Origin of the sequence: Mycolicibacterium helvum, assembly GCF_010731895.1 — a bacterium.
GTDB classification, from domain to species: Bacteria; Actinomycetota; Actinomycetes; order Mycobacteriales; family Mycobacteriaceae; genus Mycobacterium; species Mycobacterium helvum.
Genome location: NZ_AP022596.1, coordinates 2,044,831 through 2,057,888, shown reverse-complemented (window position 1 = coordinate 2,057,888; position 13,058 = coordinate 2,044,831). Strand labels below are relative to the sequence as shown.

The 13,058-nt window shown below is 66.4% G+C and carries 11 protein-coding genes; 5 read left to right on the top strand and 6 right to left on the bottom strand.

Translation table 11 applies throughout. The features are described from left to right. Positions 1 to 3 precede the first annotated feature (3 nt). Positions 4 to 1,029, top strand: a complete 1,026-nt coding sequence (locus G6N38_RS09490; protein WP_163747297.1) for an alcohol dehydrogenase catalytic domain-containing protein — start codon at positions 4 to 6, stop codon at positions 1,027 to 1,029. 8 nt (positions 1,030 to 1,037) lie between these two features. Here G6N38_RS09490 and G6N38_RS09485 read toward each other — a convergent pair whose 3' ends face one another. Then, positions 1,038 to 2,675 (bottom strand): amidohydrolase, encoded by a 1,638-nt coding sequence (locus tag G6N38_RS09485; protein ID WP_163747296.1) that lies wholly within the window; start codon positions 2,673 to 2,675, stop codon positions 1,038 to 1,040. A gap of 75 nt (positions 2,676 to 2,750) precedes the next feature. Here G6N38_RS09485 and G6N38_RS09480 point away from each other — a divergent pair, with 75 nt between their 5' ends. From G6N38_RS09480 to G6N38_RS09470, 3 genes are all read left to right on the top strand, one after another. Beyond that, positions 2,751 to 3,743: a glycoside hydrolase family 6 protein gene (locus G6N38_RS09480; protein WP_163747295.1), complete on the top strand. Its 993-nt coding sequence runs from the start codon at positions 2,751 to 2,753 to the stop codon at positions 3,741 to 3,743. A gap of 143 nt (positions 3,744 to 3,886) precedes the next feature. After that, entirely contained in the window at positions 3,887 to 5,083 is a 1,197-nt protein-coding gene (locus G6N38_RS09475; protein ID WP_163747294.1) for an alpha/beta hydrolase, read from the top strand. A gap of 58 nt (positions 5,084 to 5,141) precedes the next feature. Further along, positions 5,142 to 6,560: a WS/DGAT/MGAT family O-acyltransferase gene (locus tag G6N38_RS09470; protein WP_163747293.1), complete on the top strand. Its 1,419-nt coding sequence runs from the start codon at positions 5,142 to 5,144 to the stop codon at positions 6,558 to 6,560. On the opposite strand, the gene G6N38_RS09465 is transcribed toward G6N38_RS09470, so the two are convergent. The 4 genes from G6N38_RS09465 to G6N38_RS09450 are packed head-to-tail and all read right to left on the bottom strand — an operon-like array spanning position 6,557 to position 11,093. After that, complete coding sequence (locus G6N38_RS09465; RefSeq protein WP_246227822.1) at positions 6,557 to 7,450, bottom strand: DUF4436 family protein; 894 nt, start codon at positions 7,448 to 7,450, stop codon at positions 6,557 to 6,559. The genes G6N38_RS09470 and G6N38_RS09465 overlap by 4 nt on opposite strands. After that, the gene (locus G6N38_RS09460; RefSeq protein WP_163747292.1) at positions 7,443 to 8,729 is read right to left on the bottom strand and encodes an alpha/beta hydrolase; all 1,287 of its coding nucleotides are present in this window, start codon (positions 8,727 to 8,729) and stop codon (positions 7,443 to 7,445) included. The genes G6N38_RS09465 and G6N38_RS09460 overlap by 8 nt, the downstream gene beginning before the upstream one ends. Beyond that, positions 8,698 to 10,353 (bottom strand): acyl-CoA ligase FadD12, encoded by a 1,656-nt coding sequence (fadD12, locus tag G6N38_RS09455; protein ID WP_163747291.1) that lies wholly within the window; start codon positions 10,351 to 10,353, stop codon positions 8,698 to 8,700. The genes G6N38_RS09460 and fadD12 overlap by 32 nt, the downstream gene beginning before the upstream one ends. After that, complete coding sequence (locus G6N38_RS09450; protein ID WP_407662981.1) at positions 10,353 to 11,093, bottom strand: 1-acyl-sn-glycerol-3-phosphate acyltransferase; 741 nt, start codon at positions 11,091 to 11,093, stop codon at positions 10,353 to 10,355. The genes fadD12 and G6N38_RS09450 overlap by 1 nt, the downstream gene beginning before the upstream one ends. A gap of 154 nt (positions 11,094 to 11,247) precedes the next feature. Between G6N38_RS09450 and G6N38_RS09445 the strand changes: the two genes are divergently transcribed. Continuing rightward, positions 11,248 to 12,030 carry a crotonase/enoyl-CoA hydratase family protein gene (locus tag G6N38_RS09445; protein WP_407662956.1) on the top strand — a complete coding sequence of 261 codons (783 nt, stop codon included), beginning with the start codon at positions 11,248 to 11,250 and terminating at the stop codon, positions 12,028 to 12,030. On the opposite strand, the gene G6N38_RS09440 is transcribed toward G6N38_RS09445, so the two are convergent. Beyond that, positions 11,942 to 12,991 (bottom strand): DMT family transporter, encoded by a 1,050-nt coding sequence (locus G6N38_RS09440; RefSeq protein ID WP_163747288.1) that lies wholly within the window; start codon positions 12,989 to 12,991, stop codon positions 11,942 to 11,944. The genes G6N38_RS09445 and G6N38_RS09440 overlap by 89 nt on opposite strands. Positions 12,992 to 13,058: the final 67 nt, after the last annotated feature.

The following is a 13,058-nucleotide window of genomic DNA, read 5'->3' as shown; positions in this document are numbered from 1 at the left end:
GCCATGCGTGCGGTGCTCATCGACACGCCCGGGTCGGTCCGGGTTGACAGCGTGCCCGACCCGGTCCTGCCAGGACCCACCGGTGCCATCGTTGAGGTGACGGCCGCCGCCATCTGCGGCTCGGACTTGCATTTCTACGAGGGCGACTACCCGCTCTTTGCGCCCGTCTCGCTGGGGCATGAGGCCATCGGCACCGTCGTCGAGGTCGGGCCTGAGGTGCATTCGGTCGCGGTCGGCGACCACGTCATCGTGTCCTCAGTAGCCGGCTGCGGTGCCTGCGCCGGCTGCGCGACCAAGGATCCGATCCAATGCGCGTCCGGCCCGCAGATCTTCGGCTCGGGGGTACTGGGCGGCGCGCAGGCCGAGCTGATGGCTGTCCCGGCCGCTGATTTCCAGCTGCTGAAAATGCCCGAGAACATCAACACCGAGCAGGCGCTACTGCTCACCGACAACCTGGCCACCGGGTGGTCGGCCGCTCAGCGTGCCGACATCCCGGTCGGTGGCACCGCCGTCGTCATCGGCCTCGGCGCGGTCGGCCTGTGCGCCGTGCGCAGCGCGTTGTTCCTCTGTGCGGCACGGGTATTCGCCGTCGACCCGGTCGCCGAGCGGCGGGAACGGGCGGCGAAATTGGGTGCAACACCGATCGCGCCTCCCGCGGCACAAGCCGTCCTGGAGGCCACCGGTGGTATCGGCGCCGACTCGGTCATCGACGCCGTCGGCAACGACACGACGCTCGACGATTCGCTGGCCACCGTGCGTGCCCGTGGCACGGTGTCGGTGGTCGGGGTGCACAACCTCAACCCGTATCCATTCCCCGCGCTCACCGGGCTGCTGCGCAGCCTGACCTTCCGGATGACCACCGCGCCGGTTCAGCAGACCTGGCCGGAACTGATCCCGTTGCTGCAGAACCGTCGCCTCGATGTCGACGGCATCTTCACCACGAACCTGTCCCTCGAACAGGCCGCCGAGGGCTACGCCGCCGTCGCCGCGCGATCGGGCGAGCACGTCAAGGTGCTGCTCACCCCATAACCGCACCGTTAGGCGCGGTAGAGGGTGCCGCCGTTCTTGATGGTCTCGACCACCGTGATGTCCTTGATCGCCATCGGATCGACCTTCAGTGGATTATTGTCCAGGACAACAAGATCAGCGATCTTGCCGACTTCCAGTGAGCCCTTCGTGTCGGCCTCGCGGTATTGACGGGCCGCGTTGATGGTAATCGCCTGCAGTGCCTCGAGTGGGGTCACGCGCTGGTCGGCGCCGATGGTCGCGCCGCTGCGCGAAATCCGGTTGACTGCCGTCCACACCACAAACATCTGATCCAGCGGTGTCACGACGAAGTCGGTGTGGTTGGTCGGGCGCAATCCAAGGTCGATCGCCGCGCGCACGGGGGATAGGAAGTCCGCTTGGGCCTTGCCGCGCAACTGGATGTGGGCGTCGCCGAAATAGAACGTGTGCGGTGTGAAGAAAGACGGGATGATGCGGTAGTCCACGTAACGTTGCAGCTGGTCTCGGCGGACGAACTGGGAATGCACCATGACGGTGCAACGGTCCCTGGTGAGGTCGTCGGCGGCCGCGAATTCATGGGCCGCCAGCGCGACATCGATGGCCGCGTCGCCGTTGGCGTGGATGTCCAGGGGCAGGCCGAGGTCGTAAACCTGTTTGAACCAACCGTTCACGGTGTCCTGCGAGAAGCCGAGCTCGCCGCACCAATTGGTCTGCCCGTCGGGCCCGTCGACCAGATACGGCGTGGTGAAGTACGCGGTGCGCCCCTGCGGCGACCCGTCCAATGTGACCTTGACCCCGCCCAGCTTGACCCGGTTGTGGTAGCTGCCGAACGTCGTCGCCGGATGGCGTTGCAGGATGTCGTCGAGATCGATGATGAACGGGTAGGCCACCACATCGATCAGGTTGGCCCCACCCTCGGCGGCCCGAAAGATCAGCTCGACGTCGGAGGCCCTCGTCGCGCCTTCGTGCGCGGTGGTGATACCCGCCGCGGCGTAGAGCATCTGGCCGGCCTTGCTCCACGCGATCTCTTGCGACGCTGTCGGTTGGGGCATGGCGGCGAAGACCGGAAGGAACGCGGTTTCCATCACCAGCCCGTCGGGCTCGCTCGACCCCTGCTTGCGGACAATCACCCCGCCCGGCGGGGTCGGGGTCTCCGCGGTGATGCCGAACATCCGCATCGCCGCGGAGTTGAGCACCGCGCCGTGCATCGAAACATGGCCAACAACAACGGGATTGGCGGGAAAATCGGCGTCCAAATCCTCCTTGTGCAGAGTCCGCCCGCCGGGCATCAGGGTGTCGTCGTAGCCGTAGGCAACGATCATCTCACCGGGCGGAACTCGGCGCTCGTCCCGAAAAGAGGTGAGGGAACGCACGATCGCACCGATATCGGAGCCGGGGCCGGCCGGCGGCGCGAACACGTTCACCTGGTTGGCGACGCTCAGTGAGTTGATGTAGTGGCTGTGCGGATCCAGGAAGCCCGGCAGGAGCGTCGCCCCGTCGAGGTCGACGACTCGGGTGGCCTTTCCGCGGTGCGCGGCCAGCACGTCGTCGTGATCCCCGACCGCGGTGATGAGTCCGCCGCGCACGGCCAGCGCGGTTGCCGATGGATTGCGGTCGTCGATCGTGACGATGTCGCCACCGGTGTAGATGAGATCCGCCTCAGCGACCATCGCGGCCTCCTTCAGGGTCACCCGAGTTTAGGCGGCAACTGGCGCTAACCGGCTCACGGCACTACGTTCTGTGCGGTGACATCCTCAGCTGCTGGCGCGGTCGCGCGGTGGATCGCTCCCCTTCTTACGGCTGCTGTCGTCGCCGGGATGGTTCTGGCCACTGAACCGGTGCACGCCGGGCCCGCGATACGGTTGGCCGACGACTCCGCACCGATCGGCGGGTCGCCCTTCTACGTCGATCCGAACTCGGCGGCCATGCGCGCCTCGCGCGCCAACCCCGACAGCCCCGAGCTGGCCTATATCGCCAATACGCCGCAGGCCTACTGGATCGACAACCTGGTCCCGGGTGCCGCGGTCACCAAGTACCTGACCGGGGCGTGGGCGGCAGGCGCCATGCCGATGCTGGCCATGTATTCGCTCCCGAATCGCGACTGCGGAAGCTTCGCTTCGGGTGGGTTCGGGTCGGCCGACGCCTACCGCCAGTGGATCGACGGTGTGTCGGCCCAGATCGGCGGGGGACCGGTCACGATCATCCTCGAGCCCGATGCGCTCGATATGGCGGACTGCCTGTCGGGTAGTGCGCGTCAGGAGCGCTTCGACCTGATCCGATACGGCGTGGACACCCTGACCCGCAACCCGGCGGCCGCCGTGTACATCGATGCCGGGCATTCGCGTTGGCTGCCCGCCGAGGAGATCGCCAACCGGCTCAACCAGGTCGGGATCGACCGCGCGCGAGGCTTCAGCCTCAACACCTCGAACTTCTTGACCACCGACGAGGAAATCGGTTATGGCGAAGCGGTTTCGGGTATGACCGGCGGCAAGCCCTACGTGATCGACACATCGCGCAATGGCAATGGACCGGCCGGCGGCGAATTGTATTGGTGCAATCCCAGCGGGCGGGCCCTTGGGGTCCAACCCACCACGGCCACCGGCAACGGCCACATCGACGCCTTCCTGTGGGTCAAACGTCCTGGTGACTCCGACGGGTCGTGCGGACGTGGTGATCCCGGCCCGGGTCATTTTGTGAATCAATTCGCTATCGATCTGGCTCGCAACGCCGGTCACTGATACGCGCAATTGACGCGTACGGGCAAACGTCAGGTGCGGCGGTATGCCTTGGAGCGCGGCGGATCTGCCCCATGTCCAGCAAAGCAGTGAACATTCCGGGGAATTTGTCGTTTGCCGCGCAGTGGGCGAGGTAGGCTCGCGCCATGACGGTACGACCGTGGACGACGGCTCGCTGGCTGATGCAGGCCGGTCCGGCTGATTACCTGCTGGCCATGAGTGTGGCCTCGGCCCAGCTGCCGATAGTCGGCAAGCATCTCGAGCCGCTTGGCGCCGCCACCGCGATGAGTGTCTGGGGTGCCCGGCAGATGCCTGAGCTGGTCGGTGCGGCCGCGCGTTCGTGGTTGCGCCCCGGTGCGGGCGAGGTGCGCAAGACTGAGCGGGAAAGCACCCGTGCGGTGTCCGAGGAGGGGCTTCGCGGTGTCGTCGCCACCGAGGATCTGCAGATCGAGTGGCCGGCGCCCGAGCGGACGCCACCGGTCTTGAATGCCCTGGAACACCGCAAGCATCTGTACCGGTCGTCGGTGCGCTACGGCGACGACCCTGCACAGCTCCTCGACGTCTGGCGCCGTGACGATCTGCCCGCCGAACCCGCTCCGGTCATGGTGTTCCTGCCCGGCGGTGCCTGGGTGCACGGCAGCCGGATTCTGCAGGGGTACGCGCTGATGTCCCATCTGGCTGCCAAGGGCTGGGTGTGCCTGTCGATCGATTACCGCGTTGCGCCCCACCATCGGTGGCCGCGGCATATTCACGATGTCAAGGCCGCGATCGCCTGGGCCCGCGCCAACGTCGACCGCTTCGGCGGCGACCGTAATTTTGTTGCCGTGGCCGGGTGTTCGGCCGGCGGTCACCTCGCCGCATTGGCCGGCCTGACGATCGACGACCCCGAGTACCAGGCGCACCTGCCGGCGGGGTCGGACACCGCCGTCGACGCCGTCGTCGGCATCTACGGGCGCTATGACTGGGAAGATCGCTCGACTCCCGAGCGCACCCGCTTCGTGGACTTCCTGGAGCGCGTGGTGGTCAACAAGAAACAGAGCCGCCACGGTGACCTTTTCCGCAAGGCCTCGCCGATCGCGCGGATCCATCCCAAGGCGCCGCCCTTCTTGGTGGTGCATGGCTCCGGTGACAGCGTGATTCCCGTCGAGCAGGCCCGTTCCTTCGTCGAACGGCTGCGCGGGGTGTCCCGCTCTGCCGTCAGCTACGTTGAATTGCCCGGTGCCGGTCACGGTTTCGACATGACCGACGGTGCGCGCACCGGGTCGGTCGCCACCGCAATCGGACTGTTCCTCAACCAGATTCACCGCGACCGCGGCGCCATGTCCACCAAAGAGGTGATCTGAGCCCGCACCGGTTGTAGGGTCCCGAGCACGTGGCATACCGGGTGAAGAGGGTTCAGCGATGAAGAGACTGCGTGGCTGGGATGCGGTGCTGTTGTACAGCGAGGCACCCAATGTGCACATGCACACCCTCAAAATCGCGGTCATCGATTTACAGGGTGTCGGCGACCGCAGTTTCGGCGTCGAGGAGTTCCGCCAGGTCATCCGTGGCCGGCTCTACAAACTCGACCCGTTCCGCTACCAGTTGGTCAACATCCCGTTCAAATTCCACCACCCGATGTGGCGGGAGAACTGCGATGTCGATCTCGAGTACCACATCCGCCCGTGGCGGGTGCGGCAGCCGGGTGGCCGTCGCGAGCTCGACGAGGCGATCGGGGAGATCGCCAGCACTCCGCTGGACCGCAGCCGACCGCTGTGGGAGATGTACTTCGTCGAAGGGCTGGCCAATGGCCGAATCGCGGTCGTCGGCAAGATCCACCACGCTCTGGCCGACGGGGTCGCCTCCGGCAACCTGATGGCCCGCGGGATGGATCTGCAGACCGGCCCCGATCCGGACCAAGATTTTCCGACCGACCCCGCACCGGCCAGCGGCGACCTGGTGCGCTCGGCGTTCACCGACCATCTGCGCCAGCTGTCGCGGCTGCCCGGCGTGATCAAGTACACGGCTGACGGAATGCGGCGAGTGCGGAATAGCTCTCGTAAGCTGTCACCCGAGCTGACCATGCCGTTCACCCCGCCGCCGTCGTTCATGAACCACATGCTCGACCCCCAACGACGTTTCGCCACTGCGACTTTGGCGCTCGCCGAGTTCAAGGAGACCAGCAAGCTCCTCGGCGTGACTATCAACGACCTGGTGCTTGCCACCGCGGCCGGGGCGCTGCGAACGCTGCTGTTGCGCTACGACGGTAAGGCGAATCATCCACTCTTGGCTTCGGTGCCGGTGAGCTTCAACTTCGACCCGGACCGGGTGTCGGGCAACTTCTTCACCGGCATGATGGTGGCTGTGCCCGTGGAGGTCGCCGATCCGTTGGAGCGGGTGCGGCAGACCCACGATGCCGCGGTGTTGGCCAAGGAAGGCCACCACCTCGTCGGGCCGGAGTTAATCAGCCGGTGGTCGACGTACCTGCCGCCCGCACCGGCTCAAGCCCTGTTCAAGTGGTTGTCCACCAGGGACGGCCAGAACAAGGTGCTGAACCTGCCCATCTCGAATGTGCCCGGCCCGCGTGAACATGGCCGCGTCGGTGGTGCGCTGGTCACCGAGATCTACTCCGTCGGTCCGCTTACCGCGGGCAGCGGGTTGAACATCACCGTGTGGAGTTACGTGGACCAGCTCAACATCTCGGTGCTCACCGACGGCTCCACGGTCGGCGATCCGCACGAAGTCACCGACGCGATGCTCGAGGCGTTTTCCGAAATCCGAGTGGCTGCAGGGCTTTCCGGTGAGCTGGCGGTCGTGGAGACCGCCATGGCGCAGGCCTAGCTCGCAGGTTGGGGTTCTTCCTCGGCGCGTTCGATGCTGCGCTGATGACGGAAGCCCACCACGATGCTGGAGATCAACGCGATTGAGATGACGGCTTCGGCGATGAAGAACGACCCGAAGTCGATGATCGATCCGATCGGTGGATTGCCGGGCACCGCGTTGCGCAGCGGGATCAAGGCGAACAGGATGGCCGCCATCATCGAACAGGCTGGGAAGATCAGACCGCGCCGCCAGTGCAGTACGTAGAAGGCCGCGACCAGGGCGCCTATTGCCAGGCCCAGCATCAGCACCATGACGAACACGGCGAAGATCAGGGTGGGCATGCTGCGGTAGACCCCGAGGTTCACCGCCGCGCCGCCGTTCGGCGAGGCGTCGGCCTTGGTGTTGATCCCGAAGAACGGGTCGGTGTTCAACACGGTGAGGGATACCGGGAAATCGGCGTTTTCGGCGTTGTAGGCATGCACTTCCAGCCGGCCGGTGTAGCGATCGAACGGGTAGTCGGTGACCGCGCCGTAGATGCTGACTCGTTGATCGATATCCGGCGCGGGATCACCGGCCTTGATCTGGGCCTGCCAGTTGCCGACGGCGGCGGTGGTCACCGTTGTGTCCTGGGCGAAGGTGCCATTGGGGTTGGCCAGCGTCCCGGTCGGGTGGATGTCTACGACGGTCACCGCCAGTGATTGCGTCGTCGCGTCGACACGCGAAATCCAGACGGTGACGTCGACGGCATCGGGATTGTCGACGTCACCGAAATAACTGTTCTGATTGGTGCTGTGCCTGCTGGTGAGGTATCCGGTGACGCTCGCTGACATGACGGCGACCAGAATGAAGAAAACGAGGGCCAACCGCCTCAGGCCGATATCGCGCACGCGCCGAATCTGTCTACGCACCAGGCTCCTTCTTCATCCGGCTGGCGTACACCCAGGAGAGGAACTGCCCGACGGCATCGGCCGAGTTATGCGCCCGCGGTGAAGAGAATATGTCGAAGGCGTGCTGGGCTCCTGGCAATTCGGCGTAGAGCACCGGCGATTGCGACACATCGCGGAACTGCTCGACGAATTCGCGTGCCTCGCCGACCGGGATCAGCGAATCGTTTTCGCCATGCAGGATGAAGAACGGCGGGGCGTCGGCACGCAACCGGCGGATCGGCGACGCGGCGGTGTAGATCTCGCGGAATCTGGTGAACTGCCGTTTGACCACGAATCGTTCGAGATAACCGATGAACTCGCGGCGGCCCTCGCCGTGGGCGGTGAACCAGTCGTAGCGGCCGTACACCGGCACGGCGGCCACCACCGAGGTGTCGGCGTCCGGGAAGCCGGGCTGGTACTCGGGGTCGTTCGGGGTCAACGCGGCCAGCGCAGCCAGATGGCCACCGGCCGAGCCGCCGGTGATCGCGACAAAATCGGGGTCGCCGCCGTAATCGGCGATATTGGCCTTCACCCACGCCAGCGCACGTTTGACGTCGACGATGTGGTCCGGCCAGGTATGTGCCGGGCTGACACGGTAATTCATAGCCACGCAGATCCAGCCGCGGTCGGCGAGGTGGCTCATCAATGGGTAGGCCTGCGGGCGGCGCCAGCCGATCGCCCACGCCCCGCCGGGCACCTCGAGCAGCACCGGCGCCTTGCCGTCGCGCGGCAGGTCCCGGCGCCGCCACACGTCGGCCAGGTTGGCCCGGCCGTGCGGCCCGTAGCTGACGATATTGGTCTTCTCCACGTACTGCCGCCGCGCCCAGGTGGTCCGCCAGGCCGTCGGCCGCCCGGACGGGGACGGGGTGCTCGGCAGGGTGTCGAGGACGTCGAGGTAATCCTCGCCGAGGCCGTCGACCAGGGCGGCGCGCAGCACCGGCTTCGGGGTGGTCACATTTCGGCGCTGGATGGCCACCAGGATCGGCCAGGACAGCGCGGTCAGTGCCAGAGCCGCGAATCCGCGCCGGCCGCGGAAATCGCCACGCAGCCCGCGGCGCGCGGCGTCGAGCACCGAGCCCGCCAGGTAGAGCAGCGGTAGCTCCGAGGTGGGCCAGCCAAACCAGAACAGCGCCAGCGTTTTGTAGCCTTTGCGGCCCAGCGGGCGAAACCCGTTGGCGGCATTGGTTAATTCGACGATGGCACGCGCCAGCGGGCGCGGGCGCCGCAGCTTAGCCGTCAGACGTGCGAGCGATGAGTTCATTACGCAGGATCTTGCCAGTGCTGCCGCGCGGGAGCTCGGTCAGGATGGTGATCTCCCGCGGGACCTTGTAGTTGGCCAGGTTCCCCCGGACATGGGCTTTGAGGTCGTCGGAGCCTGCGCTCGCTCCGTCGGTGAGCACCACGAAGGCGACCAGCCGTTGACCGTATTGTTCGTCCTCGACGCCGAGCACGGTGGCCTCGGCCACCTCCGGATGCCCGGCGAGCGTCTTCTCCACCTCGATCGGATAGACGTTCTCGCCGCCGGAGACGATCATCTCGTCGTCGCGGCCCACGACGAACAGCCGGCCGGCCGCATCGAGGCGGCCGATATCGCCCGAGGACATGAAGCCGTCGTGAAAGTCCTTGGTATTGCCCGAGGTGTAGCCGTCGAACTGGGTGGAGTTCTTGACGAAGATCCGCCCGACCTCCCCGGTGGGGACCGGTCCGAATTCGTCGTCGTAGATCCGGATCTCGGTGCCGGCGGCCGGCTTACCCGCGGTGTCGGGTGCGACCCGCAGGTCGGCCGGGGTCGCGGTGGCGATCATGCCCGCCTCGGTCGCGTTGTAGTTGTTGTAGATGACGTCGCCGAACTCGTCCATGAATGTGGTGACGACATCGGGCCGCATCCGCGACCCCGAGCATGCTGCGAACCGCAGTGAGCGGCCGCTGTAGCGCTGGCGGACATCGTCGGGAAGATCCATGATGCGGTCGAACATCACCGGCACCACACACAATCCGGTGGCCTGATACTTGTCGACCAGCGCCAGCGTCGCCTCCGGATCGAACTTGCGGCGGGTTACCACCGTGCAGGCCATCGCCGAGGAGAACACCAACTGCGAGAAGCCCCAGGCGTGGAACATCGGTGCGACGACCACCGTGGTCTCGCCCAGCCGCCACGGCGTGCGGCTCAGGATTGCGACGAGATTGCCGGCCCCGCCACCGGAGTGCTTGGCGCCCTTGGGCGTTCCGGTGGTGCCCGAGGTCAGCAGGATGAGCCGGCTCTTGCGGCCGGTTTTGGTGGCCCGCTGTCCGGTGTGGGTGGCGATCAGTTTTTCGACGGTGGGCGTGGCCGGAGCCGCTGGGCCGGCGACATCAGATCCGGTAGCCGCGTCGGTCCACGCGAGGATTCGGGCCGCTTGTGGTCGGTCGGCCAGCGCCCGGTCCACCGACTCGGTGAACTCCTCGTCGTAGATGACGACGTCGGCCTGCTCACGGTTGACCACCTCGGCCAGCGCGGGTCCGGCGAACGAGGTGTTCAGCAGCAGGACGTCGGCGCCGATGCGGGTGGCCGCGATCAGCGACTCGACGAAGCCGCGGTGGTTGCGGCACATGATGCCGACCACTTGGGGTGTCCCGGCCGGCAGCTGCTGCAGCGCGGCGGCCAAGGCATGGGCGCGCTCGTCGAGCTCGCGCCAGGTCAGTGTGCCCAGCTCGTCGATCAGGCCGGGGCTGTCCGGGCGGCGGGCGGCGGCCGTCGCGAACCCGGTGGCGATCGTCAGTCCCTCGTCGCGCGCGGCCGCGACCATCCGCACCGTCCGGTCCGGGCGCATCGGGGTCAGGAAGCCGGCCTTGGCCAGCGTGACAACTGCGTCGCCGACCGAGGTCAGCCGGGCCAGTAGATCCATCAGCCGATCACCGGCAGGCGGCGCTGCGCGGCCAGGTCGTCGAGCGCCCGCTGCATCACACCGCGCACGTAGGCGTCGACGGCATGAATGTCGGGGTCCTCGCCGAACTGCTCGGCGATGTCGATCGGCTCGAGCACCTGTACGACGATCTTGGTGGGCAGCGGGACGTTCAGCGGAACGACGGCGCTCAACCCGAACGGGAAGCCGAATGAGATGGGCAGGATCTTCGCTCGCAGCAGCTTGTCCAGCCGCAGCGCCTTGGCCAGGCCGGTGCCTCGGGTGAGGTAGAACTGGCTCTCCTGACCGCCGATGGCCACCGTGGGCACGATTGGCACGCCGGCGTTGATCGCGGCCCGCACGTAGCCGGTGCGGCCGTCGAAGTCGATCTTGTTCTGAGCCAGGGTCGGCCGGTAGACGTCGTAGTCGCCACCGGGGAAGACCACCACCACGCCGCCGGAACGCAGCGCCTCGTCGGCGTTCTCGTGATTCGCGCGGATGAAGCCGTTCTTGATGAAGAAGCCGGCGGTCGGACCGGTCAGCACCAGGTCGTGGCTCAGGGTGTAGACGGGGCGGTCGTACCCGAAATGGTCATAGAAGCCCAGCGCGAACACCGGTACGTCCATCGCGAACAGGCCGCCGGAGTGGTTGGACACCACCAGTGCGCCGCCGGGCGGGAACGACTCCAGCCCGCGGACCTCACTGCGGTGATACAGCTTGAGGAACGGGCGCAGCACGCCCATCGTCTTTTCCACCAGGCCCGGATCCCATTTGGCCGATTCGGTGCGTTCCGCGTCGATGGAGCTCACGGATCCTCCTAGGAATTGAAACGTGTTCTAGTTTTGATCGTACCGGGCTGGCGACGATCGCTGTACCTCGATCGTTACCATGCCAAACGTGAGCGAAAACGCCGTTACCGAAGAGCCTGCCGTCCTCACCGAGCGCCGCGGCCGCATCCTGATCATCACCATCAACCGGCCCAAAGCCAAGAACGCCGTCAATGCCGCGGTCAGTAATGGTCTTGCTGCCGCGATGGACGAGCTCGACGGCGACGCCGGGCTGTCGGTGGGCATCGTCACCGGAGCAGGTGGTTCGTTCTGCGCGGGCATGGACCTCAAGGCCTTCGCCCGCGGCGAGAACGTCGTGGCCGAGGGGCGCGGCCTCGGCTTCACCGAGCGTCCGCCGCTCAAGCCGCTCATTGCCGCGGTCGAGGGTTATGCCCTGGCAGGCGGGACCGAGCTGGCGCTGGCCACCGACTTGATCGTGGCCGCCAGCGACTCCGCTTTCGGCATCCCCGAGGTCAAGCGTGGCCTGGTGGCCGGCGGCGGCGGGCTGCTGCGTCTGCCCCAGCGCATCCCGTACCAGATCGCGATGGAGCTGGCGCTGACCGGTGAGAACCTGCCGGCCGCACGTGCCCACGAACTGGGCTTGGTCAACGTGGTGGCCGAGCCCGGGCATGCGCTGGAGGCCGCGATCGAACTGGCCGAGCGGATCACTGCCAACGGCCCGCTGGCAGTGGCGGCCACCAAGCGGATCATCACCGAGTCGCGCGGCTGGTCTCCCGAGGAGCAGTGGAAGAAGCAGGGCAAGATCATGATGCCCGTCTTCGCCTCCAACGACGCGCGCGAAGGCGCGGTGGCATTCGCCGAGAAGCGCGCGCCGAACTGGACCGGCAGCTAGATCCGGGTTGCCATAAATAGGTAGATCTCCCGAGCAACTTCGAGCTCGGGGGAGCTTGACTTGGCGCGGGACGTGGCTCTGAGCTCGACGCTACGACAATTGTTCTGCCCCAGTTCGTTCCGGCGAGCACCAGCATGGCGCCGGCGACTGCGGCAACGCTGAGCGGGTCCCCGGCGACGAGGATTCCGACCGCGGCCGCCCACAGCGGTTCGGTGCCCAGCAGCAGACTCACTCGTGCTGGCGACGTTCGGCGCACCGCCCAGGCTTGGATGACGAACGCGAAGACAGTGCACGCCAGGGCGAGGTAGGCGGTGATGAGCCAGCCCTGGAGCGGCAAGTGGGCAGCGACGTCTCCCGCGCCGCGGCCGGTGAACTGAGCGACGGTGCTGAACACCGCCAGGCAGAAGCAGATCTGCACGAGAGTGACGCATCCGGGGTTGAGGCTTCGGCCCCTGGAAAGGTGTGCCATCACGATGACGTGACCCGCACGGGCCGCAGCGGCGAGCACCATCAACACGTCACCGAGGCTCGGTCTGGCGTATCCGCCCCGTTGAGTGAGAAGTCCAACGCCGAGGACCGCGACCATGCTCGCGCAGTAGAAGGTCGCGGGCAGGCGCGTGCCGTGAATCCACTGCTCTAGCAACGGAGTCAGCACAATGGTCAGGGAGATGATCAGTCCCGCGTTCGATGCCGACGTCGTGGTGAGCCCGAATGTCTCCAGGGTGAAGATGACGCTGAGGATCGTTCCGAACAGGCCGCCAAACGCGATCTCGGATCGAGTGATGCGGCGCAGTCTCGTGCCCAGCACGACCATCAGTCCGGCCGCGGCAAGGGCGAACCTGATGACGAGAAACCCGAACACACTCTCGGTTGTGGCGACTTCCTTGGCCGCCAGATAGCTCGATCCCCAGGCGACGGCGACGACGAGCAGAGCCACGTCGACATGGCGGTGGGCGGACATGACGACATGGTGCCCAGGCGCCAACTCATTAGACAAGCAATACATTGTGAACTAAACCAGTAGATTA